19 protein-coding genes are annotated in these 22,991 nt (G+C 61.4%); 4 read left to right on the top strand and 15 right to left on the bottom strand.

Annotated elements, in window-relative coordinates; all coding sequences use genetic code 11:
* Positions 1-2: 2 nt before the first annotated feature.
* From MPN23_RS15430 to rfaD, 5 genes are all read right to left on the bottom strand, one after another.
* Positions 3-1,796, bottom strand: coding sequence for a HAMP domain-containing sensor histidine kinase (locus MPN23_RS15430; protein ID WP_243545091.1), 1,794 nt, complete (start codon positions 1,794-1,796; stop codon positions 3-5).
* A 469-nt stretch (positions 1,797-2,265) separates the two neighbouring features.
* On the bottom strand, positions 2,266-2,469 hold the full coding sequence (locus tag MPN23_RS15425; RefSeq protein ID WP_243545090.1) for a hypothetical protein: 204 nt from the start codon (positions 2,467-2,469) through the stop codon (positions 2,266-2,268).
* 120 nt (positions 2,470-2,589) lie between these two features.
* Positions 2,590-4,419: a DNA mismatch repair endonuclease MutL gene (gene mutL / locus MPN23_RS15420; RefSeq protein WP_243545089.1), complete on the bottom strand. Its 1,830-nt coding sequence runs from the start codon at positions 4,417-4,419 to the stop codon at positions 2,590-2,592.
* Between the two features lies 1 nt (position 4,420).
* The gene (locus tag MPN23_RS15415; RefSeq protein WP_243545088.1) at positions 4,421-6,799 is read right to left on the bottom strand and encodes an LPS-assembly protein LptD; all 2,379 of its coding nucleotides are present in this window, start codon (positions 6,797-6,799) and stop codon (positions 4,421-4,423) included.
* Positions 6,796-7,800 carry an ADP-glyceromanno-heptose 6-epimerase gene (rfaD, locus tag MPN23_RS15410; RefSeq protein ID WP_243545087.1) on the bottom strand — a complete coding sequence of 335 codons (1,005 nt, stop codon included), beginning with the start codon at positions 7,798-7,800 and terminating at the stop codon, positions 6,796-6,798. The genes MPN23_RS15415 and rfaD overlap by 4 nt, the downstream gene beginning before the upstream one ends.
* A 247-nt stretch (positions 7,801-8,047) precedes the next feature.
* Here rfaD and MPN23_RS15405 point away from each other — a divergent pair, with 247 nt between their 5' ends.
* The 3 genes from MPN23_RS15405 (at position 8,048) to MPN23_RS15395 (ending at position 9,702) form a co-directional block, all read left to right on the top strand.
* Positions 8,048-8,608 carry a vWA domain-containing protein gene (locus MPN23_RS15405; protein ID WP_243545086.1) on the top strand — a complete coding sequence of 187 codons (561 nt, stop codon included), beginning with the start codon at positions 8,048-8,050 and terminating at the stop codon, positions 8,606-8,608.
* Entirely contained in the window at positions 8,572-9,096 is a 525-nt protein-coding gene (locus MPN23_RS15400; RefSeq protein WP_243545085.1) for an OmpA family protein, read from the top strand. Before MPN23_RS15405 ends, MPN23_RS15400 begins: the two co-directional genes overlap by 37 nt.
* 93 nt (positions 9,097-9,189) lie before the next feature.
* Positions 9,190-9,702, top strand: a complete 513-nt coding sequence (locus MPN23_RS15395; RefSeq protein WP_243545084.1) for a hypothetical protein — start codon at positions 9,190-9,192, stop codon at positions 9,700-9,702.
* A 13-nt stretch (positions 9,703-9,715) separates the two neighbouring features.
* Here the strand turns inward: MPN23_RS15395 and MPN23_RS15390 are convergent, their stop codons facing one another.
* On the bottom strand, positions 9,716-10,285 hold the full coding sequence (locus MPN23_RS15390; protein WP_243545083.1) for a GrpB family protein: 570 nt from the start codon (positions 10,283-10,285) through the stop codon (positions 9,716-9,718).
* Between the two features lie 14 nt (positions 10,286-10,299).
* Positions 10,300-11,202 carry an Lcl C-terminal domain-containing protein gene (locus tag MPN23_RS15385; protein ID WP_243545082.1) on the bottom strand — a complete coding sequence of 301 codons (903 nt, stop codon included), beginning with the start codon at positions 11,200-11,202 and terminating at the stop codon, positions 10,300-10,302.
* A gap of 294 nt (positions 11,203-11,496) precedes the next feature.
* Here MPN23_RS15385 and MPN23_RS15380 point away from each other — a divergent pair, with 294 nt between their 5' ends.
* Positions 11,497-12,393 (top strand): DMT family transporter, encoded by an 897-nt coding sequence (locus MPN23_RS15380; protein ID WP_341540080.1) that lies wholly within the window; start codon positions 11,497-11,499, stop codon positions 12,391-12,393.
* 63 nt (positions 12,394-12,456) lie between these two features.
* Here MPN23_RS15380 and MPN23_RS15375 read toward each other — a convergent pair whose 3' ends face one another.
* From MPN23_RS15375 to MPN23_RS15340, 8 genes are all read right to left on the bottom strand, one after another.
* Positions 12,457-14,199, bottom strand: a complete 1,743-nt coding sequence (locus MPN23_RS15375; protein WP_243545081.1) for a bifunctional aspartate transaminase/aspartate 4-decarboxylase — start codon at positions 14,197-14,199, stop codon at positions 12,457-12,459.
* Between the two features lie 213 nt (positions 14,200-14,412).
* Positions 14,413-15,804: an FAD-binding oxidoreductase gene (locus MPN23_RS15370; protein ID WP_243545080.1), complete on the bottom strand. Its 1,392-nt coding sequence runs from the start codon at positions 15,802-15,804 to the stop codon at positions 14,413-14,415.
* Positions 15,805-15,848: 44 nt separating this feature from the next.
* Positions 15,849-16,325, bottom strand: a complete 477-nt coding sequence (gene smpB, locus MPN23_RS15365) for an SsrA-binding protein SmpB (RefSeq protein WP_243545079.1) — start codon at positions 16,323-16,325, stop codon at positions 15,849-15,851.
* Between the two features lie 81 nt (positions 16,326-16,406).
* Positions 16,407-16,886 (bottom strand): CreA family protein, encoded by a 480-nt coding sequence (locus MPN23_RS15360; protein ID WP_243545078.1) that lies wholly within the window; start codon positions 16,884-16,886, stop codon positions 16,407-16,409.
* Between the two features lie 122 nt (positions 16,887-17,008).
* Positions 17,009-19,549: a preprotein translocase subunit SecA gene (gene secA / locus MPN23_RS15355; protein WP_243545077.1), complete on the bottom strand. Its 2,541-nt coding sequence runs from the start codon at positions 19,547-19,549 to the stop codon at positions 17,009-17,011.
* 248 nt (positions 19,550-19,797) lie between these two features.
* On the bottom strand, positions 19,798-20,922 hold the full coding sequence (locus tag MPN23_RS15350) for a (Fe-S)-binding protein (protein WP_243545076.1): 1,125 nt from the start codon (positions 20,920-20,922) through the stop codon (positions 19,798-19,800).
* A complete protein-coding gene (locus tag MPN23_RS15345) occupies positions 20,885-22,147 on the bottom strand; it encodes a pyridoxal phosphate-dependent aminotransferase (RefSeq protein WP_243545075.1) in 1,263 nt (420 codons plus the stop codon). Before MPN23_RS15345 ends, MPN23_RS15350 begins: the two co-directional genes overlap by 38 nt.
* A complete protein-coding gene (locus MPN23_RS15340; RefSeq protein WP_243545074.1) occupies positions 22,144-22,935 on the bottom strand; it encodes a GNAT family N-acetyltransferase in 792 nt (263 codons plus the stop codon). The genes MPN23_RS15345 and MPN23_RS15340 overlap by 4 nt, the downstream gene beginning before the upstream one ends.
* Positions 22,936-22,991: the final 56 nt, after the last annotated feature.

Genomic DNA, 22,991 nt, shown 5'->3' with positions numbered 1-22,991 from the left:
GTCTAAAGGTTCCTGTCCGGGGTCGGCGCGTTCAGCCGGAAGCAGAATCGTGCTCCCCGCGTGTCCTCGCCATACCCGTCGTGCCAGATGTCTCCGTCGAAATTCCTGACTATGCGGCGGCAGATCGCCAGTCCGAGCCCGGCGCTGCCAGAACCGTCTATGGTGTTCCCGTCCACGCGGTAGAACCGCTCGAACACCTTTGTGCTGTGCTCACGGGAAATGCCCGGCCCCTGATCCTCCACGCAGAAGACCACGGATTCGCCGTCGTCCTCGGCATTGATCTGAATCACGCCGTTGTCCGGGCTGTACTTGACCGCATTGTTCATGAGGTTGTGAAACACGTGCAGCAACCCGTCCGGCTCGGCCATGACCGTGATGGTCCCCTCGGGTACGCGCAGGCCAAAGGAAATCCCCCGCTCTCCGGCCCAGGGAGCGAGATCGGCCAGCGCCCTGTCGAGAGTTTCCCTCGCCGAAACCGGGGAAAGTGTCAACCTGCGGCCCATCTCCTCGGACTTGGCCAGTGCCAGCATGCTGGAGATGACCTTGTCCATGTGGTCGGCATTCTTGAGAATGGTTTCCAGAAACTCCCGACCGACATCGGAATCGGCCGGAGGCGTGTCCACCAGTGTTTCAGCATATCCCTTGATGCTGGTGAGCGGCGTGCGAAGCTGATGCGAGGCGTTGGCCACGAAGTCCTTGAGGCCGCGCTCGCTGCGCTTCAGGGCGGAAATGTCATGAAAGACAAGCACCATCTTGCGCTCGTTCTGATGGTCGAAATACGGCACGGCCGCGACTTCCACGGTCCGCTGGTCCATGAGGTCGATCTCGGCCGAGGCATGGGGCAGGTCTCCGCCCAGGATCGAATCCGCCAGATCCTGCACCTCGAACCGACGCGTCACCTCGATGGGCGTGCGTCCGAGCGCGGACTCGGGCAGGTTGAACATGCTGTCCAGCGCGCCGTTGAACGCCTCGATGCGGCCCTCGGCATTCAGGACCATGACCCCGTCGCACATGCCGTCGAACACGGCCTGCAACCGCCCCTTCTGTTCTTCTATGGTAGTGATGTGGTGCTCGATGCTCCGGGCCATGCCGTTGATGGAATCGGCAAGGGGCTTGAATTCGCTGCCCGGGGTCACACGGATGCGCTTGTCGTACCCGCCCGCGCCGATGTCCCGGGCAAGTTCGGAAAACTCGCGCACGGAACGGGCCATGTTGCGTGACAGAAGCGCGCCGGTCAGGGCTGCGGCACCCAGCGCACCAAGAAATATCCAGAGGAAATCGAGACGAAGCGCATGAATGCGCTCGGCCACACGGGAAAACGGGACAGCCAGCCGGACAACGCCGTCCGGCACCCCGGAAAGGCCGGAGACCTTCCCGGCCACGTAGAGCATGTCCTTGTTCAGGGTTGCGCTGCGACGAATGTTCACGCCCCTGCCGGACTCGAGAGCCTGCACGATCTCGGGCCGGGACGCATGATCCTCCATTTCCCCGATCCGGGCGTATGGCACCTCGGAATCCGCAAGCACCCGGCCGCCGGTCACGTAGGTGACGCGCACGCCGAGTCGTTCGCCGAGATCGGTCATCCAGACATCCAGTTCCCCTTCGCGCGCAAAGGGGCCATGACTTTCGAGCAGCCACGCCAGGGAATCGAGTTCACGCAGGGAGCGTTCCTCGGTTTCCCGAACATACTCCCGGCTCATGACTCTGGTGGAATAGAAAAACGCCACTGCCAGTGCCAGGAGCAGCAGTCCCCAGGTCCACAGCAGCATTTTCGTCTGAAAAGACCGAAGCGTCATTCGCATAATCCTTGGTTGCGCGTTGCAAGAGATCGAAAAGCGATGGCGGATCGTATCCTGTTCGCGGCGCGCGTGCGCTCTGTAACATGATCGTGACGCAAAAGTAATGAGCAAATTTGTTACGGTTCTGTGACATGACAAACAGCTCAATCATCCCGGAAGGTTGTCTGCCGCTTTTTCTGAAAAACGCAGACCGCGGGCAATTCCGGATGCCGGAATTGCCCGCGGTCGCACCTGCCGAAAAGGGTCGGGAGGGCCGGGGAGGAGCTAGCTTCCGGCCCTCCCAATGAGGTGAGGGATTCTATGGCTCATGCCGAACCCTGCTGAAACAACAGCACGTTGCTTATTCATAGCACGCTTTTGCGACATGTGGGAAATTATTTTTCACCAGTCTCGGCGGGTGACAAAAAAAAGGCCGCCCCGATGGGACGGCCCCTGAAAAGCATTGCTTCGGAACGCAGACAGCCTGCTAGAATCCGCGCACGCACTCCATGAGTTCCTGGGAGACCTCGATGCGGACCACGCCGCCCTCTTCCACAACCCGCACGTTGCGTTCCGGAATCAGAGCCATGTCGTCGGCCACGTCCATCCACTTCTTCTGCAACCAGGTGCTGCTCACACCTTCCTTTTCCAGATCTTCCTTGGGGAAGCTTTCCGCAATGACCCAGCCCATATGAATTCTCCTTGAAAAACAGGTTCTCGTCACATGCTCCCGCGGACCTCGTCCGCAGAAAAATTCATCAACGCCGTCGGTCCGGGGTAGCGAATCCCATCGGCCTTGGCAAGGTATCGCCTACTTCCGCTTGAACAGCCTTTCCAGTTCCCCCGGATTCCAACGCACCACGACCGGCCTGCCGTGCGGGCAGAATTCGCGATCCGGAGTCTCCAGCCATGCCTCCAGCAAAGCCAGTGCCTCGTCCCGGGCAAGGGACTGGTTGGCCTTGATCGCGGTCTTGCAGGACATCATGATCCACAGGTCCTCGATGCAGCTCGCCTGCCCGTCCAGAGCCGACGCCAGATATTCCCGGGCGCGTCCAGCGTCCAGCGTCGGGGGCACCCCCCGAATCAGCAGGGTTTCCCCGCCTTCCAGATGCAGCACGAATCCCATGGAGCGCAGTCCCTGCTCCAGTTCGCGCAGGGCCTCGGCCTCGCTCGGATGCAGCCGCATTTCCAGCGGCACGGCAAGGGGCTGGGAATCGCCTCGGGTGCGTTCCTGACGCATGGCTTCGAACAGCACCCGCTCATGCGCGGCATGCTGGTCCATGAGCATCAGGGTCCTGCCCTGACGGATGACCAGATAGGTGTCCGCCACCTGTCCCAGATATTCCAGATTCGTGCCGGACAAGGGAGACGGTTCGGGCGCAGCGGAAAGCGGTTCGTCATGCATGGGCGCAGGAGACGACGCAGACGGAGTGATGGGCAGGTCCAGATCCCTTGGCGGATTGTACTCGGCCTGATACTCGCGGTACGAGGAAAACTTGGGCGCGCCCGCAGGCATGGAGCGCTGGGAATGACGGGAAGCGGGCATGGACCCGGTTGACACGGGAGAACCGCCGACAGGGGGCGAAGCAAATCCGGTATCCGCAGGACGCACAGGCATCTCCGGGCGCTCGGGTGAACCGCTCAATCCGCCCACGGCCTGCATTATGCCGCTGCGGATCACGGAAAACACGAGCTTTTCCTCGATGAACCGCACCTCCTGCTTGGCCGGATGCACGTTCACGTCCACATCCCGGGCAGGCAGTTCCAGAAACAGCACGATCTGCGGATATTCACGGGCCAGCAACATGCCCTTGTATCCCTGACGCACGGCGGAAAGCATGAGCTTGTCCTGAACCGGACGGCCGTTCACGTAGAGCAGGATGCGGTCGCCCCTGCCCTGCGCCGTGGCCGGGGAACCGGCAAGGCCGTGCACGCGATACCCGTCGCGCTCGGTGTCGAACGGAGTCAGCCCATGACAGACAGCCGGAGGCCAGAAGGATTGAAGCCGCGCCTTGAGGTCCTGATCCGGGGGCAGCCGAAACATCTCGCGGCCGTTCTGGGTCAGGGAAAATCCCGCGTCGGCATGGGCCAGACTGATGCGCATCAGCGATTCCTGACACCGCTTGTTTTCCGTGGTCTCGGTCTTGAGGAACTTGAGTCTGGCAGGCGTGGCGGAAAAGAGTTCACGCACCTCGACCCGGGTTCCGGCAGCCAGTGCCGCCGGTCCCTGATCCTCGATTTCGCCGTTGCCCACCTCGATGAAATACGCCTCGTCCGCATCCTGCGCCCGGGAGGTCATGCGGAAGCGCGATACCGAGGCGATGCTGGGCAGGGCCTCGCCGCGAAAGCCGAAGGAAGAGATGGCGGACAGATCGGAAAATTCACGAATCTTGCTGGTGGCGTGACGCGTCACGGCCAGAGGCAATTCCTCGGACGGCACGCCCCAGCCGTCGTCCTGAACCACGATCAGGGACCGGCCTCCCTGATCCACGGTCACGTCCACCCGGGTCGCGCCCGCGTCCAGACTGTTCTCCACCAGCTCCTTGACCACGCTGGCCGGACGTTCCACCACCTCACCCGCGGCGATCTGGTTCTTGAGCCCGGCGGGCAGGACCTGAATGCTGGATCTGATTGCGCTCATGCTAGAAATTGGCCAGCTCGAAACCGAACTCGAAACGGTCGTCGCTGGGCTTTATTGCGTAACTGAAATACAGGCCGTAGCACTCGCCGTTCCAGGCAAAACGAATCTTCTTCTCCAGATCGCGATCCGTCTCGAAATCACGACGATAAATCAGGCCGACCTCAAAATCCGAGGCTGCCTGCCAGTTGAGCTCGGCCCTGAAGATGAACATGTCATCCTCGCTGTACCGCTTGTACTCGTCAATCCTGCTGAGCAGATCGTAGCCCACGATGAACTCGCCCAATCCGGCCTTGTAGAGACGGATGTCATTCTCGTTCTGGGTCACGTTGCCATTGTAGGGAGATACCCAGGTGCGCGAGGTCAGGTCGATGTAGTCCAGCGGCTTGACCACGACTTCGGCCAGCACGTCGGAAAAGGGCCGACGCGCGTACTGGTCGCGCATGTCCTTGCGCGTGGCCTCGTTCCGGTCATAGGACTGTTCCAGCCGGAAGGTCAGGAAATCCAGATAGTCCGAAGCAACTCTGGTCAGGGGAGCGGCCCCCTTTTCACCGGGAGCCAGCACAACCCTGTCGCGCCTGCGGTCCAGCACGTTGGTCAGGGAGTACGTGACCATGTTCGTGCCCTTCAGCCTGTCGCGCGAGTCGAAATACGGGTACCGCTTCTGATTCCGCACATAGGGGGAATACGTGTATTCCACGCGCGGAGTGAGGGAATGCTTGAGCCGGGTCCAGCGCGTCGATCCGGCAAGAGACGGGTCCGCAGGCATGTCCCCGCCCAGCGGGAACACCCGGGCCACCTCCGAGAACAGGGAGAATCCCCCTTCCCATGAGGTACGCGACTGAAAGCCGTCCTTGGCCGCGTCCTGTTCCACGTTGAACCGGGAAAAGGTGTGCGTGTTCACGTTCTGCTGCCTGGACAGGCTGTAGAAGGTCTGAATGGCCTTGGCCCGGGGAATGAAGGTCACGTACTTGTTGGACATGGGCAGGCTCAGGCCGGGGCGGATGTCCAGTCGATGGCCGGAATTGCCGTAGTTGCGATGAAAATAGTCGTACTTGACCTCGGCGTCCCACTCCAGCGGCAGACCGGGCATGGCCTGGCGAAACGCAAACAGATCGATTTCGGGCAGGGTCTGGACCGTACTGTTCTTCGAGGCCTTGCCATTGCCGTTGAAGAAACGCAGGTTCTGGTCGTACTCGACCTTTCCGGCCAGCCCGTATTTGTCCCAGCTTCGGGACATGAACGCGGTGCTGATCCGGTCCAGAGCATCCTTGTTGGCAATATCGCGGCCGAACGTGTCCACGAATTCCTTGCGGCTGGCGTCAAAGCCGGACGGCCCATCCTGAAAATCCCGCAGATAGTTCTGGTCCGAGACCAGATCGAGATCGAGCTTGACCTTCCACTTGGGACTGCCGAGCCAGCCGTCGTACTTGCTGCGCACCCACCAACGATTGCGGTTGGGCCGAAGCAGACCGTCGTCCCGGTAGTCCTTCCATTCCTTGTCGATCGTGTTGGCGCGCCGCGCATCGTGCAGGAAATCCGCCTTCCACACGCCCTTGGTGTCCACGTCCTCGGCATGGCGGAATTCCACGCCCTGCATGTAGCCCCGGTTGCTCATGTAGTTCTGGTACAGGGTCATGTCGGCCTCGTCGCTGATGACCCAGTAATACGGCATGTTGAGCTGGAAACCGAGCTTCCTGCTGTTGGAGACGCGGGGCGGAAGGAATCCGCTCTGCCGCTTGCGCGCGCCGGGCAGGGCCATGAATGGCGAATACATGACCGGCACGTCCATGATATGGAACTTGGTGTGATAGAGCCGGACCCGGCCATCAAGGGTGGCGTTGCCTTCCTCGGAGGTCACGGACCAGGCCGGACGGTCGCCGGAGCAGGCCGTGACCTTGGCATTTCTGAAAGTGTAGGTGTCCCCGGGCTTGCGTTCCAGTTCCTCGGCCTCGACCCAGAGATGGGGCTGGGCCATGAACAGCTTGCCGTTTTTGAGCCACCCCGTCATGTTGCGCAGATCGAACTCGGCCTCGGAGGCTTCCAGAAAATCCCCGCCCCAATGTGCGCGGATGTTGCCCTTGACAAACACCCAGCCCGTGTTCTGGTAGTAGCGGGCGAAATCCGCCCTGAGCTGGTTCTCGCCAAGGGAAAGCTGGCAGTTGCCGAACGCCTCCACATACTCGCTGGTCAGATCACCCACCACGCGGTCCGCGGAAAAGGTCCACTGGTCGCTCTCCCTGACCGGAGGCGGGCCGTCCGCCACGTAGCGCCGCACCTGATTCAGCAACTCGGGCCGGGCCACGAGCGTCAGGGGCAGGCACAGCACGAGCATGGCCAGCAGGCAGCCGACGGACAGTATGCGCTTGGACGACGGGATCAACAACGGACCTCTTGCAAATCCTCTAGGATTTGAGGAACGGTGTTGTCTTGGGAGAGATAGTTCTTCACGTAGTCCTCGGCCGCATCCTCCAGAGAGGTCATCTGCACGGGACACCCGGCCTCGGCCAGCCTGGTCATGTCGGCCTGCGTGAAATACTGGTACTTGTCGCGGATCACCTCGGGCATGTCGATGTATTCCACGGCGGTTTCCCGACCCATGGCCGAGAACACGGAATCCGCGAGATCGTTCCATGTGCGGGCCGTGCCCGTGCCCACGTTGAAGATGCCGTTCACGTCCGGGGTCTGCATGAGCCACGCCATGATGTCCACGCAGTCCTTGACGTACACGAAATCGCGCTTCTGGCCGCCGTCCGGATATTCCTCGCGGTAGGACTTGAACAGCTTGAGCTTGCCGGTCTCCCCGATCTGGGTGTGAGCCTTGCAGATCACGCTCATCATGTCGCCCTTGTGATACTCGTTCGGGCCGAACACGTTGAAGAACTTGAGGCACACGATCTTGTCCAGCAGGCCGCCCTTGAGCGCCCACATGTCGAAAAGCTGCTTGGAGTAGCCGTACATGTTCAGGGGACGGAGCGCAGGCACCACGTCGTGGCTGTCGGAAAATCCGTGCTCGCCGCCGCCGTAGGTCGCCGCGCTGGAGGCATTGATGAACCGCGCACCGTGCGCAAGGCAGAAGCGGCACACGTACTGGGTATAGCGGTAATTGTTCTCCATGAGGAAATCCGCGTCGAATTCCGTGGTGGAGGAACACGCGCCCATGTGGATCACGGCCTCGGTCTCGAACGGGTCATCGCCCTCGATGATCAGCTTCAGAAACTGGTCCCTGTGCAGATAGTCCTCGTACTTCAGGTTGACGAGATTCTTCCACTTCTCGGTGGAGGCGAGATTGTCCACCACCAGAATGTCGTCGATGCCCATCTGATTGAGCTTCCAGACCATGGCGCTGCCGATGAATCCTGCGCCGCCCGTGACTATGTACATGCTGTCTCCTTGCTCTCCATTTCGCCCCCCCGATATTTCGAGGCGCGTAAACGCTTCTTTATACGTTGATATGCGCCCGGACGCAACCGGGACACCTCGTGTTCCGCCTCCCCCATTTTTTCGCATTTCAATGCATAATCTAATATCGGGCGTCTTGCGCTCCGTGGCGCGATAGCCTATTGTACGCACTATCGGCATTTTTTTTCGCCGCCAACAGGGAAAGACAACCCGCAAAGGAGTTTACGTCATGAAACATTCCAGAAAGCTGTTGCTGATCGCCCTGGTATCCGCCCTTGTCATGGCTTTTGCCTTGCCCGCTTCGGCAGGCATGAAGAAAGTCAAGAAGGTGGACAACTTCGTGTTTTTCATCGATCAGTCCGGCTCCATGGCCATGAAGCACAAGGACCTCGGCAAGAAAAAGATCGATCTCGCCGTGGATACCGCCACCCGCATGGCCGGGGCAATCCCCTCCCTGGACTACACCAGCTCCATGTTCCTGTTCGCCCCGTTCGCTTCCGGCGTGCAGCCCATGACGTTCAGCCAGGGCGCCCTGAAGCAGGGAATCGCAGGCATTGACACCGACTACGACATCTTCGGCCGCCAGACCCCGATGGGCAACGGCCTGATGGACCTCGACCCGGTGCTGGCCTCCCTGTCCGGCAAGACCGCACTCATCATCTTCACGGACGGCAACTCCAACTACGGCGCCGATCCCATTGCCCAGGCCGGCGGGCCCTGTACGCCAAGTACGGCTCCAACCTGTGCATCCATGTGGTCAGCTACGCGGACAACGCGCGCGGCCAGATGATCATTGATGAAATCCGCGCCCTGTCCGGCTGTTCCGTGGTATCGGACGTGAATTCCCTGATGACTCCTGCGGGAATGGATGCCTATGCCAAGGACGTGTTCTACAAGGAAGTTCAGGAAGCCAAGCCCGTGCCCGTGGCCGCGCCCATGGAAAAGGAAGTCATCACCTTCAGCCTGCACTTCGGCTTCGACAAGTACCAGATCACCGACGAGATGATCCCGGTGCTGGAACAGGCCAAGATGATCCTCGAGGAAAACGCCAAGGCCACCTACGAGATCGCGGGCCACACCGACTGGACCGGCACCGAGCAGTACAACCAGGGACTGTCCGAACGCCGCGCCAATTCCGTGAAGCAGTGGCTGATCGACAACGGCGTGTCCACTTCCCGGCTCAGCGCCGTGGGTTACGGCGAACTCAGCCCCAAGTACGACAACAATACCAAGGAAGGCCGCAGGCTTAACCGTCGCGTGGAAATCACCACCAAGTAACGGTTGCCACGCACCTCTTCGTAAGGTAAATATGGGCCGGATGGGACACCCCCGTCCGGCCCCGTTTTTTTTGGACAAGGAAGGTATCACGACATGGGTAGACAGCTTCTCACCACCGCCATCGGCCTGCTTCTGGCAATCATGCTCTGTGCGCCAGCCGTTTCGGCTCAGGAGCCTCTTGCGGCCGGAGAAATGGCCGCCATAACCCCGGGCGCGACTGCCGCCCCCATGTCCGCGAATCAGGTCCCCGTGTATCTGGACGAGGAACTCGCCCAGCGGCACGACGAATTCTCCCGCTTTGTCAAGGGCAAGGTGCAGACCCTGAACCGCAACCACCGCCTGTCCAAGTCCCGCATGTCCATCACCAGACTGGAAGACGGTTCCTACCGCGCCCGCTACCACCGCATCGACGATGGATCTCTCGTCTGCAAGGTCCGGCGGTCCAAGTCCAAATCCGTGCCGTTCGTGGGTGTGCTCAAATACAAGGAACAGGTCTTCGAAAGCGTGGGCGCATCCCCGGACGAATGCCGCAAGGCCGACTTCATTCCGGTCACCGTGATCCCCAACCGCCACATCTTCAGTTTCAAGCAGGGGCACTGGAACTAGGTCCCGGCCAAGATCATCCGCGCGGCTGCCGCGCGTCCCTCATGACCCGGGCGATGAATTCGCCCTTGGCCGCAGTGTAGGCCACCCTGTCCCCGGGATATTCCGCGGCCAGCTTCCGCTTGAGCTGCGCATATTCCCTTGCCAGATCGGGCCGGACAATGAGTTCATCCCGAAACCGCAGCCGTTCCCAATGCTCGAAATCCGGCTCCACCATGTGAATGTGATGAGTCCGGCGCCCCTTGTCATCCCGCTTGATGAACCACGGATAAAACGGAGGCACGTCGTCGCCGAAGGATGGCCGCCAGAAGGCGTCATAGCCCTGAGCCTCCAGAATGGGTGCGCACGTTTCCCATGCCTGCCGCGCGTCCGCCACTTCCACGAGCATGTCCACGACAGGCTTTGCATCCAGTCCGGGCACGGCAGTGCTGCCGAAATGCTCCACCCGCCCGATGCTCCCGGTCGGAAGACAGGCCAGCAGATGCGCCTTTTCCGCCTCGAACAGGAAAAACCATTTCGGATCATGAGCCACGACCTCGATCCTGTCCTCAAGCACGCGCGCCACTTTCCGTTCCAGAGTTTCCACGACTTCTCCGCAAGTTATCGATCAATGTCCATCAATCCGGCAGAATCCAGCACGGGCCAGACGCGGAATTCGCGGCTCTGCGCATGTCCAACGCCCACTGCGCCCTTGTTCAGATACAGACAGAAATGCCACCCGACCTCGTACCCGCTGGCCGTAGCCGACCAGTAGGCATCGCCCAGCCCGAAAAACGGATGGCCCGCAGGCAGTGCGGGATTGGCCCGCGAACAGTCCACCAGCAATTCCAGCTCATGAATTTTCGGCAACCGCCACTCCTGTCCGGTTTCCTCGGACAGCCGTTCCACAGCCTGCCGCGCCTCCTCCAGATTCACGGGACCTTTGGCAAGGTCGCGGCTGCGCGCCCAGACCAGTCGGCTCATCCTGTCGAACACGCCCATGTCCACACTCCGAAAACGCGGCTCGGGCCACGGCTGCCCGGCCAGCACGTCGCCGTCCTGCCCGGTTCCGGCACACGCACATGCCGTTCCGTCACCGCCAAAGCAGTGATCCTGTCCGGTACGATAAAGTACCGGGGATTTGCCGCGCACCGGCCAGACCATGGCATCATCGGTCTTTCCGCCGTAGAACATCCTGCCCCCGCTGAACTGCACCCACCACGCATTGGCAGGCAGTCCGGCAAAGGTGGTGGAAGTCCAGTAGCGTCCGCTCCACACATCAATGAAGGGATGGTCGGACGGCAGGGCTGGCTCCCGGGCTCCGGGATCGATCAGGGAAAGCAGCTCGCGCCGGTTGGGCAGCCGCCAGTCGTCATGGCCGAACCGTTTCCGGGCATTCATCTCCTGCACGAAAGCCAGAGCCTCGGGCCAGGAAAGCCCGGTTTCGGACACGGCCCCGGAAATCGGCCACATCAGACCGGATGATCCGTCCGCAACGATTTCGCCCTGAACCAGAAAACGCATGCCGTCCTCCTTCCATTCCGCAACCACAGCATGTCTTCCGTTCTAAGTACCCGGCAAACCGTGCGTCAAGAACCCGTGAAAATGAAAAGCGTGTTTGACACCGTTTCCATTTCAATGCCACTATACGTCTGTTCCATATTTGCGGCCCATTGAAACAATGCAGGCGGCTTTGCATCGACCCGTATGCCGTGAACGAAATTCCGCAGCCAAGGCGTGTGCAACCAAGGCGGGGAGCTCGGCGTTCCCGGCACCTGTCCGACGGGTCGGGCAGTCCTGCGGAAGAGGGAATTCATCATGGGCATCTATCTCAAACTCGTTGCCTGCATGTGCTTCTGGGGCGGCACCTGGGTTGCGGGCAAGGAACTGGCGCAGCATCTGTCCCCGTTCTCCGCTGCCCTGCTCCGGTTCTCCAGCGCGTCGATCTGTCTGGTCATCATGACCATGCTGGCGGAAAAACGACTTCCCCGGCTTGACCGCGCCAATCTCGTCCCGGTCCTGTTTCTCGCTCTGACCGGCATTTTCGGCAACAACGCGTTCTTCTTTGCAGGCGTCAAGGTCCTGCCCGCTGGTCGTGCCGCGCTCATCGTGGCCGCCCTGCCGTCCGTGGTTTCGCTCTACACCGGGCTGGTCCAGCGCGAACGGTTCACCGCATCCCGCGTTCTGGGCATCATGTGCGCGTTCTGCGGGGTGCTGCTCATCGTGTCCGGCGGTAATCCCGCAGCCCTGCTCAACGGTGGGCTCGGCATCGGCGACCTGTACCTGTTCGGCTGCGTGCTCAGTCTGGCCGCGTACACCATTGCCGGGGTTCCGGTCATGCAACGCATGTCTCCCCTGTCCACGGTGACATGGGCCTGCATCCTCGGTTCGCTCATGTTCGTCCCCTTTGCACTGGCAACCGGATTCGCGTCCCAGGTCGGCGACCTGACCGTGCTTTCGTGGAGCAATGCCGCATTCATCGGCATCTTCGGCACGGCCTTCGCCTTCTGCTGGTTCTACGAGGGAGTGCGCGCCATCGGACCGTCACGAGCCGGGACCTTCATCAACATCGTGCCGGTAGTGGCCGTATGTCTGGCCTTTCTTCTGCTGGACGAACCGCCCAGCCCGTCACTGCTCACGGGCGGCGGCATGGTCCTGTTCGGCGTCTGGCTCACCAACCACAAGACCGCCGTGCCCCGACCTGCGGAATCCTGATCCGAAACAGCAAAAGCCGTCCCGGCACCCCGGGACGGCTTTCCGTTTGATGTCTGTGCGGACCTATCCGCCGAGTTCCTTGTAATATCCGTCCATCACCGCGAGAATGTTCGCGCCGATGTCCATGCAGTCCGGCTCGCGAATGTTGGCCAAGGCCACGCGCAGGGACCAGTCCGGCCCGGCGAATCCGGCCCCGGGCAGGCAGACCGTGTGATACTGCTCGGCCAGCCGGAACAGGAATTCCAGCGCATGCCGCTTGACCAGCTTGTCCGCGAATCCCTTGCCGTGCATCTTTTCCGCCAGCATCTTCAAATCGATGAGCGCATAGTACCGGGTCAGCCCGGCTCCGTCCGGCTCGGGCAGGTTCAGCGCCTTGAACAGCGCGGCCCACCGCTTTTTCAGCACGGTCATGATGGATTTCTTGTACACGTACGACTTGTCCAGCAATTCGAACAGGGAAAACAGGCACATGGCCGCCTGCTGCGGACCGGACAGCCCGCCGGTATGCGCCAGCGCCACCTGCCGACTGTCGATCTCCAGCCGATCGTGAAACGGAATATCCCCGGGCCTGGTGGAAACCAGCCGGTACCGCCTGTCCAGCCGCGCCTGTTCGGACTTGGACAGCTTTTTAATGATGCGATCCACCACGCAGTTCTCGTGCACCATGACCACGCCGAGCCGCCAGCCGGTCACGCCGAAATACTTGGAATAGGAGTACACGCCCAGAATGTTCTCGGGCAGAAGCTTGCCAAAGGTGTGGAAGGAATCCACGAAGCTCGCGTACACCGTGTCCGAGATGATGACCATGTTCGGATTGTTTTTCCGAATGGTGTCGGCCATGCGTTTCACCGTGTCCGCGCTCAGGGAAACCGAGGTCGGATTGGTGGGATTGACCATGTACAGGGCCTTGACCTGCGGGTCGCGCAGCTTGGCAACCTCGGAGTCCGGCACCTGCCAGCCCATGTTTTCATCGCCCTGAATGTAGATGGGCTTGAGCCCGTAGTCGGCCAGTGCGGGAATCTCCAGATAGGGAGAAAAAATCGGCGTGATGATGGCGACCTTGTCTCCTTCCCGGAGCACCATGTTCTCCTTCAGGGAGTTGAAGATGTAGATCATGGCTGCGGTCGCGCCCTCTGTGGCGAACAGATTGAACCTGCCCTTTGGCGGATCATTGGTGAACACCACCCGGTCCAGATAGCGGTTCACGATGGCTTCGGTCACCGGGAAGATGCGCGGCGGGTCCGGATAGAAATCGCCCTGCATCCCGTCGACCAGCTCGAACACGACCTGATCCGGCTTCATGCCCAGCTGCGTTTCCGCATAATGCAGGGCTTCACTCAGAAACGCCGCGCCCGGGTGCGCCTTGTGTTCGACCAGAAATGCATCGAACTCCTTTGCCATGCCGTCCAGCCGGCGGAAGCCCACGTCCCTTATGGACGAATGCCTTTCCGCAGCCGTGGCCGCAAACAGGGTGAGCAGAGCCAAAGCCTTGCGCACCGTGGTATTCAGAAAATCCGGATTGCCGCGTCCGGCATTGATGATCTGGCACCCGGACTCGGCGCACGCATCCTTGGCCTTCCGGATGAGCAGATTCTTGATCTCGAACGGACTTTCCTTTTCCAGATCAGGCCAATCCGGGTCGGCCGCCAGAGCCAGCTCCGCCCCGGCCAGCCCGATGAGCCTGCCCGCTCCCAATGCGGACACGCCGAAACACGCTGCATATCGAAAGAAATCCCGGCGGGAGATACCGCCCTTCCGCGCTTCCTCGGCCGCCTCATGAACAAACGGATGAATCGTTTTTGTCATGGCAATCCTCGCAAGGCATGGTTGTCGTTTTTCAACTCATCAACCAATACAGCCTTTCACAACAAAATGCCAAGTCAGGAAAAAACAATCTCATTGGAGAACGAAGGGGGCGAGAGCAAGGCACAAGGGAAATGCAGGGCCGACGCGTATTCCTCATACGCGAGGGGCTGCATTTTCCGCAGCAACGCAGCTATCGGCCCCTTATCGCCCGTCCTAGAAGGCTTTGCCGGGATTCATGATTACGTGAGGATCAAACACGCGCCTGATGGATTGCATGAGCGCGATCTGTTCCGGGGGAAGCTGCTCGACCACGAAATCCTTTTTGGTCAAGCCGGTGCCGTGCTCGCCGGAAATGGTACCGCCAAGGGACAGGGCGAGCCGAAACACGGCTTCCTTGGCCTTGTGCGCGGACTCGGTCTGCCCCGGAATGGTGGCATCGTGCAGAATGTTGACGTGAATGTTGCCGTCGCCCAGATGGCCGAAGCACATGACGGTCAGGCCGTGACGGTCGCCAAGGGCATGACACCCTTCCACGGCCTCGGGCACGCGGGAACGCGGCACGGCAATGTCCTCGGCCAGCTTGTTCGGGGCCAGATGATGCGCTGCCGGAGAGATTGTCCGACGCGCCTCCCACAGGATTTCCTCCTGCTCGCCCTGTCCGGATTCGAGGGACACGGCCCCGGATTCGGCGGCAACGGAGCGCAGTCGTTCCAGCTCCGCGGCTACGCCCTGTTCGGTGCCGTCCACCATGAACAGCAGGGCTGCGGCGCAATCCGGGGAAAGAGGCACGTCCGGCATGACCGCACGTACCGCGCGGATGGTTCCGGCATCCATGAATTCGCAGGCAGCAGGCAGAATTCCGGCCCGGAACACGGCTCCGGCCCCGTTCAGGGCGGAACGCAGGTCCGGATATCCGGCCAGCACGGACGCCGTGGTCTCGGGCAGGGGCACAAGCTTGAGCGTGACTTCGGAAAGCAGGCCCAGCTTGCCAGCACTGCCCACGAAAAGCCGGATCAGGTCCAGCCCGACCACGTTCTTGTGACTGCGACCGCCCGGGGCGATGATTTTTCCGCCGGGCAGCACGGCCCTGAGTCCGAGCACCCAGTCACGGGTCACGCCGTACTTCACGGCGCGCATGCCGCCCGCGCAGGTGGAGACATTGCCGCCAATGGTGGAATAGTTCACGCTGGCCGGGTCCGGCGGATACAGCAGATCTTGTGCGGCACACGCGGCTCGAAGGTCGCCTGTCACCACGCCGGGCTGGGCCACGGCCACGAAATCGTCAGGGGAAATGTCCAGAATGCGATTCATGCGCAGGGTGGAAACAACCACTCCGCCATGCACGGGCACGGCATTGCCCACTCTTCCCGTGGCCCGGGCGCGCGGGTACACGGGCATGCGTTCGGCATCGGCCCAGCGCAGGAATTCCTGCATCTGCTCCTCGTTTTCCGGACGCACCACGGCCCACGGCATGGCCCGTTCCCGACTGGCGTCGGCAGAGAACACGGCCAGTTCCTCGGGCGAAAGCACGCAGCCTTCACCGGGAAACAGGTCCCTGAGAAAGGATCGATGGGCGCGGGTGAGTTTGCGGGCATATCCGGTCATGCCGAAAAGGTACGGCCCGCGCCCGGGAGTGTCAATGGAGTTGCCTACTTGTAGGCGGCGAGCTGGCGGGCCGTGTCCCGGGCGATATCCCGGTCCTTGATGTCCTGCTTCTTGGAATGCACGTTCTTGCCCTTGCCAAGGGCAATCTGCACCTTGACGCGGCCACGCGCGAAATAGAGCTTGGTGGGGATCACGGTCAGGCCGCGCTGTTCCACCTTGGCGGCAAGCATGGCGATCTCGCGCTTGTGCAGGAGCAGCCGTCTGGGCCGTTCCGGGTCGTGCTGGTCGTAGATGCCGGTCTTTTCATAGGGCGCAATGTGCACGCCCACCAGAAAGGCCTGCCCGTCCTTGAACCGGACATAGCCGTCCTTGATGTTCACCGCGCCGAGACGCAGGGACTTGACCTCGCTGCCCACAAGGGAAATGCCGGCTTCAAGGGTCTCCACGAACTCGTACAGGCGGCGGGCCTGCTTGTTCACGGCAATGGTGTTGGACGATACTTTCTTCTTTTTCTTGGCCATGATTCGATCCGATTGCAGATGTTCCCGGAATCTCCGGAAATCCTCGTGTACCAGTGATGCGCGGTCCAGGCAAGCCGGACGCTATTCCACCCGCACGCAGGACACGCTGTTCTTGGGCGATCCCTCGACCATGCGGTCGCTGTACACGAGATAGATGAGCACGTTGCGCTTGCTGTCGTAGAACCGGACCACCTGCATGGACTTGAAGATCAGGGAGGTGCCCTTCTTGAAGACGCGAACCCCGTTCTTGCTTCCGCTCTTCACGGCCTCCGGCAGAACGATGTGCCCGGTGCGCACGCATTCGATGGATGCGTCGGACGGGTCCTCGGCCACGCCGACCATGCCCTTGATGCCGCCCTTGCGCGCACGGCTCAGATAGCAGGTCACACCCGGAATGTCCGGGTCGTCAAAGGCCTCGACAATGATGTCGTCATCCCGGGAAAACATGTGAAACACGGTGTCCACCGTGCCGATGGTCTCGGCCATGGCCGGAGCGGCCATGAGCAGGACCAGACACGCGCACATCCAGATGGAAACACGGATACGGTGTTGTTTTTTCATGGAGCGGAAGTAGCAGGCGGACGCAGGGAAGGCAACGCGAAAAAACGGCTCAACCGTGTCCGTATTCAGGAAAAAAACGCCCCAACCAAAAGGCCGGGGCGCTTGATTCACAGACATCCTGGCTACTTGCCGCAGCACTTCTTGTATTTCTTTCCCGAACCGCAGGGGCAGGGATCGTTGCGGCCGACCTTGGGCTCGGCACGACGCACGGTCTTGGCCTTGGGCCTGTTCTGGGATTCCGAATCCTGATATTCCAGTTCGTCGGTCTGTTCATGCTGGAATTCCTCCTCCCGAACCTCGGCCTCGATGCGCAGGTGGGAAAAGGCGCGCAATGCGTTTTCCTTGATGGTGTACAGGGTCTCCTGAAACAGCTCGAACCCCTCGCGCTTGTATTCCTGCTTGGGGTCCTTCTGGCCGTAGCCGCGCAGGCCGATGCCGTCACGCAGATGGTCCATGTTGAGCAGGTGTTCCTTCCAGTTGCGGTCCAGGGATTCCAGCAGGAAATAGCGGACGATCTCCTGATAGTGATCCGGGGCCGCGCCCTTGAGGTAATCGAAAATGTCGGCCACCCACTTCTGCGCCTGTTCCAGCGTGGGCAGTTCATCGGATTCCCTGAACGCCTTGAATCGATCGAAATTGAAGACCTCCTCAAGCCGGGAACGCACGGACTCGATGCCTTCCTCGTCCAGATGCTTGTCATCCAGAGCCGCGACAAGCACGTCTTCCAGCAGGTCGTCGGCATATTCAAGGGCAATGTCCTCCAGCTTTTCGGACATCATCATTTCGCGGCGCAGGGAATAGATGACCTCGCGCTGCTGATTCATGACGTTGTCGAAATCCAGAAGCTGCTTGCGTATTTCGAAATGATGGTTTTCCACGCGGGTCTGGGATTTCTCAATGGCGTTGGAAACCATCTTGTTCTCGATGGCCTGCCCGTCCTCGAGCCCGAGCTTTTCCATGATGCCCTTGAGCCGATCCGAACCGAACAGACGCATGAGATCGTCGTCCAGCGCCAGATAGAACCGGGAGGAACCCGGGTCGCCCTGACGACCGGCACGACCGCGAAGCTGGTTGTCGATGCGCCGGGACTCGTGGCGTTCGGTGCCCACGATGTGCAGACCGCCCAGTTCCTTGACACCCTCGCCCAGCTTGATGTCCGTGCCGCGACCCGCCATGTTGGTGGCAATGGTCACCTTCTTCTGCTGACCGGCCTCGGCCACGATCTCGGCTTCCATGTCGTGCTGCTTGGCGTTGAGCACGTTATGGGGAATCTTCCGCTGCTTGAGCAGTTGGGAAAGCAGCTCGGATTTCTCGATGGAGACCGTGCCCACCAGCGCGGGCTGGCCCCGGTGATAGCACTCGGCAATGTCGTCCGCGATGGCGTGGAACTTCTCCTGATGCGTCTTGTAGATCATGTCCGGATGATCCTTGCGGACCATGGGCTGATGCGTGGGGATCACGATCACGTCGAGGTCGTAGATCTGGCGGAATTCCACGGCCTCGGTGTCGGCCGTACCGGTCATGCCCGCCAGCTTGTCGTACATGCGGAAATAGTTCTGGAACGTGATGGACGCGAGGGTCTGGTTCTCGGCCTCGACCGAAACCTGTTCCTTGGCCTCCAGCGCCTGATGCAGACCGTCGGAAAGACGGCGCCCCGGCATGAGTCGGCCCGTGAACTCGTCCACCAGCACGACCTGACCGTCCTTGACGATGTAGTCCACATCCGCCTTGAAGCAGTGGTGCGCCTTGAGGGCCTGAAGCACATGGTGCTGGAGCGCGATGTTCCGGGTGTCGAACAGGTTGTCGATGTCGAGCAGGTCCTCGACCTTTTCCACGCCTTCGTCGGTCAGGGTGATGGTCTTGCCCTTCTCGTCCAGCTCGAAATCGCCGGGATTCGGCGTCTTCTGATCCTTTTCCCGGGGTTCGCACATGATCATTCTGGGCACGATGGCGTCGATCTGGCGATACAGGCCCGAAGACTTTTCGCCCGGGCCGGAAATGATGAGCGGGGTTCTGGCCTCGTCAATGAGAATGGAGTCGACCTCATCGACGATGGCGAAATTCAGGGGGCGCTGCACGAGCTGTTCCTTGTAGAACTTCATGTTGTCGCGCAGATAGTCGAACCCGAACTCGTTGTTGGTGCCGTAGGTGATGTCCGAACGATAGGCGGCCTGCCGCTCCTCGTCGGTCAGTCCGTGCACGATCACGCCCGTGGTCAGGCCGAGAAAGGCATACAGGCGGCCCATCCACTCGGAGTCGCGGGTGGCAAGGTAGTCGTTGACCGTGACCACGTGCACGCCCTTGCCGGACAGGGCATTGAGCACCACGGGCAGGGTTGCCACCAGCGTCTTGCCTTCACCGGTCTTCATTTCCGCGATCCTGCCCTGATGCAGGACCATGCCGCCGATGAGCTGCACGTCGAAATGGCGCATTTCCAGAACACGGCGGGAGGCTTCGCGTACCAGAGCAAAGCATTCGGGCAGCACGTCGTCCAGAGTCCGCTTGCCAGCCTGGACTTCCTCCTTCCAGGCGGCGATCCGTTCCGGAAATGCCTCGTCCGGCAGGTCCTGCATCCCGGATTCCAGATCATTGATCCGAGTGATGACGGACTTGAGTTTTTTCAGATAGCGATCGTTCTTGGACCCGAAAAGAAACTTGAGCATTATGTATGGTCTCCTGAAAGGATGATATCCTGTGATTGCATGCTGCGTGCCCGGGGTGAAACAGGGCGTCCGGCGCAGCCCTCCGGTAGATATGACCTCTGGCCGCGTTGTCAATGCAAAAGGCTTGGCAGCACCCGCCGAACCCGGCCTCCCCGGATACCACAAACCCGAAATTCAGTAAAACGCGGAAAACCGCACGACAGACCAGGATCGGGAGTGCGGTCCGATTTCCGTCCGTTCCGGTTCCATCACACGGACAAGGCTTCGAGCCAGTGCCCCGCCCGGACGTTTTCCGGAACCGTGGCCGCAAGCTGCATGACGCAGGCCGAGCATCCGGTCAGCACAATGTCCGCACCTTCCAGATGATGCAGGCACTCCCGGTTCACGGTCGCGGACAGTTCCGGGGCGCAGAGCTGCATGATGCCGCCGAAGCCGCAGCATTCCCGCTTCGTGGCCGCGACCAGCGCAGGACCGAACATGGCCGACATCAGAGCGGCGTCCGGGTCGACGCCATGCATGTGGCAGGGATGATGATAGCCGACGCGCCCGGGCGCCCCGGGCAGCAGCGCGAATTCCGCCCCGTCCAGCAGCGAGGACAGGGCAACAAGCGAATCGCGCCACTCTCCTTCCTCTTCCGGGGAATCGAACACGGACACGTAGCGGCGCAGATGATCCAGACAGGAGGCGCAGAACACGGCAATGCGCGGCTTTCCGGCCTTGCGCCAGACCTCGACATTGATCCGGGCCAGAGATTCGGCATCATCCGCAAATCCGGCGCAATCCAGCCCGGAACCGCAACAGGAAAACTCCGCGGGAATCACGCTCGCGCCCAATCCCTCCAGCACGGCCTCGGCGGTTTTGCGCCACTCCGGGCGAACGTGCTCGGCCATGCATCCGGCAAAGAGCAGCAGGGCCTCGCCCCGACAGGTGGCAGGCCAAGTGCGCACCTGCACGCACGGCGCAAGAGCCGCATCCGCTCGCATTCCGGCGGCCAGCCTGAGCAGATTCCCGAACCGTTCGGGAAACAGGGACTCGGGCACCAGAGGCGCGCCTTTCCCGGCCAGAGGCCAGAGCGTGCGCGCCCGGGAAAGCCACTCCTTCCACACCTTGGACCGGAATCCGGGATGCGCGGCGCGCAACCCGGCCACCAGACCGGGCACGTCCACGTCCTGCGGGCACTTCTCGCGGCAACGGCCGCACCCGAGACACAGCCCGGCAAGGCGCGAAACCGCCTCGCGGCTCAGTTCGGCCGGGTCATCCAGCAGGGCGGCCAAATCCGCCTTGGCCCGAGGCGAGAGTTCCTCCCGGGCCGTTGTCCGCAACAGCGGACAGACTTCAAGACATTTCCCGCACAGCACGCATTTGTTCGTCATGACGCGCGGATTCTACTCCGGGCGGCTGCGGCTGGCAAATGCCCTGATGAATGTCCCGGCACGCGGCCAGGAACCTGTCGTTGTCCGCAGTGCAGCGTACGGTCAGGCGCAGGTAGCGCATGCCCTGAATCCCGCGCACATTGTCCAGATTCGCGGTGAGCATGCCCCGCCGAGCCAGGGCCGCGTGCAACTGGGCCGCGGTCAGCCACTGATGCCGAACCATGAGCGTGTTCGAATCCGAAGGCACGGTCTCGAACCCGGGGATGAGACGCAGACCGCGAACCAGTGCGGACCGCCGCCGTTCCACCTCCACCCTTGCCCGGTTCACGTGGCTGCGACTGAGCAGGGCGAGCTGGGCCATGTACAGGGACACCCACGAAAACGGAAACGTGGGCCGATACAGCAGCACCGCGTTGCGCAGCTCCCTGCCGGAGCACATCATGTACCCCACCCGCACGCCGGGCAGGGCGTACATCTTGGAAAAGGTGCGAAGCACCATGAGATGCGGATGGTCGGGCACGAGCCGGGCCGCGCTGCGCACGCCGGAAGGGGCGTCCGTGTATTCGCCATAGGCCTCGTCCACAACCAGAGCCGTGCCGCTCCGGGCGCAGGCATCCGAAACCAGTTCGATATCCGCCGGATCGATGAACTGGCCCGTGGGATTGACCGGGTTGCTGATCCACGCCAGCTTGGGTTCCCGACTGCGGATGCGATCGATCATCTCCCTGGTCACGCTCCGGTTCCAGCGGTAGTGATGCCCATCCAGATGGACCACGTGAATCTCGGCTCCGGCCCGGCGCGACATGTCCTCGAACACCGAGAAATTCGGCACCGGAATCAGGCAGGCATCACAGGGGTCGAGCACGGCCCGGGCAATGTGGTCGATCATGGGCTCCAATCCCGCGCTCATCACGAACCATTCCGGCGGCAGATTGAACTTCCGGGAAAGCTGCTTCTTGAGCAGGCCGTATTGGTTGTCCGGGTACTCGGTCATGTTCGCGGCAACCAGATCAGGCAGCGCGTCCAGACGCAGCACATCCTGAACCAGAGGCGGACACCCGTCCGTGTTCTTGCCGATGTCGAATCGATACACCCGCTCCAGACCATGCTGCACACGCAGGTCCGCAATGAAGGCCAGCTCGTCGTGCTCCTTGCTCACATAGTCGCCCGAAGCAAAGGACAGTGCGTCCCGCGTCAGGCAGGAAAGGCAGTTGTCCCAGCTCATGCGGCCCTCCCCTTTTCCAGCACGTAGCAGCTCATGCGGCGACCTTCCGTCTTGCCGGATACCAGCCGTTCGGCCACGTAGCCCCGGTTGTTCAGATATTCCAGAAACACGGCCCGGGTTGTCATGCGGGCCTGATAGGCCGCCTCCATGTCACTGAGCTTGAGGCTGTCCAGATCCCCGGGAATGGGCACCAGCACGACCGGGGAATCCGGCATGAATTCCGGCCCGGCCAAAGGATATCGGCACAGGGCATCGTCCAGGGTCTGAAAACCGCTCGTGGTCTCCGACGCGCACAGGTCCACCAGTGTCACGAACCGATCCAGCGGCAGGCCCCGGTGCATGTCGCAATCCACGTTGTAATACCCGGTCTGATACGAAACCGCCCTTCCGCCCATGCGATTCAGGTACATGTGCGCATTGCGGCTTTCCAGCGGTTCGTAGGTCCAGTGGCAGTACGTGATCCCGCATTCCACGAGCCGATCGCGCACGGCCATGAGCAGGGACATGCCGATGCCCGAATCCCGGTACGGCTCCAGCACGCCAAGCATGTGGCCGTACGCGGTCTTCGGCGTGAGAGTGGGCAGAAACAGCACGAACGCCACCATCTCCTCTTCCAGAAACGCGCCCAGCAGCACGGATGTTTCCGGGATGTCCATGGCCCAGGCCCTCAGGCTGATCGGCGAGGTTGCGCCGCCGCCGTCCAGTCCCCAGACTATTTTCTGGATTTCCACGACCCGCTCCAGTTCCTCGTGCGTATGCAGGGGTTTTATCACCCATTCCAGTTCCATATCTTCCTCCAAATATTGAAGATCGTTCGTCGGAATTACGGTCCGTCATCAAGGGG

Origin of the sequence: Pseudodesulfovibrio tunisiensis (assembly GCF_022809775.1) — a bacterium.
Classification (GTDB): Bacteria; Desulfobacterota; Desulfovibrionia; order Desulfovibrionales; family Desulfovibrionaceae; genus Pseudodesulfovibrio; species Pseudodesulfovibrio tunisiensis.
The sequence above is the reverse complement of the archived record's forward strand: the minus strand, read 5'-3'. Positions and strand labels throughout refer to the sequence as shown.

What these genes read in the sequence shown, in the direction of transcription:
- MPN23_RS15370 (WP_243545080.1), bottom strand. Translation starts at nt 15,804, where the DNA reads ATGACCGGATATGCCCGCAAACTCACCCGCGCCCATCGATCCTTTCTC.
- MPN23_RS15395 (WP_243545084.1), top strand. Translation starts at nt 9,190, where the DNA reads ATGGGTAGACAGCTTCTCACCACCGCCATCGGCCTGCTTCTGGCAATC.
- rfaD (WP_243545087.1), bottom strand. Translation starts at nt 7,800, where the DNA reads ATGTACATAGTCACGGGCGGCGCAGGATTCATCGGCAGCGCCATGGTC.
- MPN23_RS15430 (WP_243545091.1), bottom strand. Translation starts at nt 1,796, where the DNA reads ATGACGCTTCGGTCTTTTCAGACGAAAATGCTGCTGTGGACCTGGGGA.
- MPN23_RS15405 (WP_243545086.1), top strand. Translation starts at nt 8,048, where the DNA reads ATGAAACATTCCAGAAAGCTGTTGCTGATCGCCCTGGTATCCGCCCTT.
- MPN23_RS15385 (WP_243545082.1), bottom strand. Translation starts at nt 11,202, where the DNA reads ATGCGTTTTCTGGTTCAGGGCGAAATCGTTGCGGACGGATCATCCGGT.
- MPN23_RS15375 (WP_243545081.1), bottom strand. Translation starts at nt 14,199, where the DNA reads ATGACAAAAACGATTCATCCGTTTGTTCATGAGGCGGCCGAGGAAGCG.
- MPN23_RS15425 (WP_243545090.1), bottom strand. Translation starts at nt 2,469, where the DNA reads ATGGGCTGGGTCATTGCGGAAAGCTTCCCCAAGGAAGATCTGGAAAAG.
- secA (WP_243545077.1), bottom strand. Translation starts at nt 19,549, where the DNA reads ATGCTCAAGTTTCTTTTCGGGTCCAAGAACGATCGCTATCTGAAAAAA.
- MPN23_RS15350 (WP_243545076.1), bottom strand. Translation starts at nt 20,922, where the DNA reads ATGACGAACAAATGCGTGCTGTGCGGGAAATGTCTTGAAGTCTGTCCG.
- MPN23_RS15345 (WP_243545075.1), bottom strand. Translation starts at nt 22,147, where the DNA reads ATGAGCTGGGACAACTGCCTTTCCTGCCTGACGCGGGACGCACTGTCC.
- MPN23_RS15380 (WP_341540080.1), top strand. Translation starts at nt 11,497, where the DNA reads ATGGGCATCTATCTCAAACTCGTTGCCTGCATGTGCTTCTGGGGCGGC.
- MPN23_RS15360 (WP_243545078.1), bottom strand. Translation starts at nt 16,886, where the DNA reads ATGAAAAAACAACACCGTATCCGTGTTTCCATCTGGATGTGCGCGTGT.
- mutL (WP_243545089.1), bottom strand. Translation starts at nt 4,419, where the DNA reads ATGAGCGCAATCAGATCCAGCATTCAGGTCCTGCCCGCCGGGCTCAAG.
- smpB (WP_243545079.1), bottom strand. Translation starts at nt 16,325, where the DNA reads ATGGCCAAGAAAAAGAAGAAAGTATCGTCCAACACCATTGCCGTGAAC.
- MPN23_RS15340 (WP_243545074.1), bottom strand. Translation starts at nt 22,935, where the DNA reads ATGGAACTGGAATGGGTGATAAAACCCCTGCATACGCACGAGGAACTG.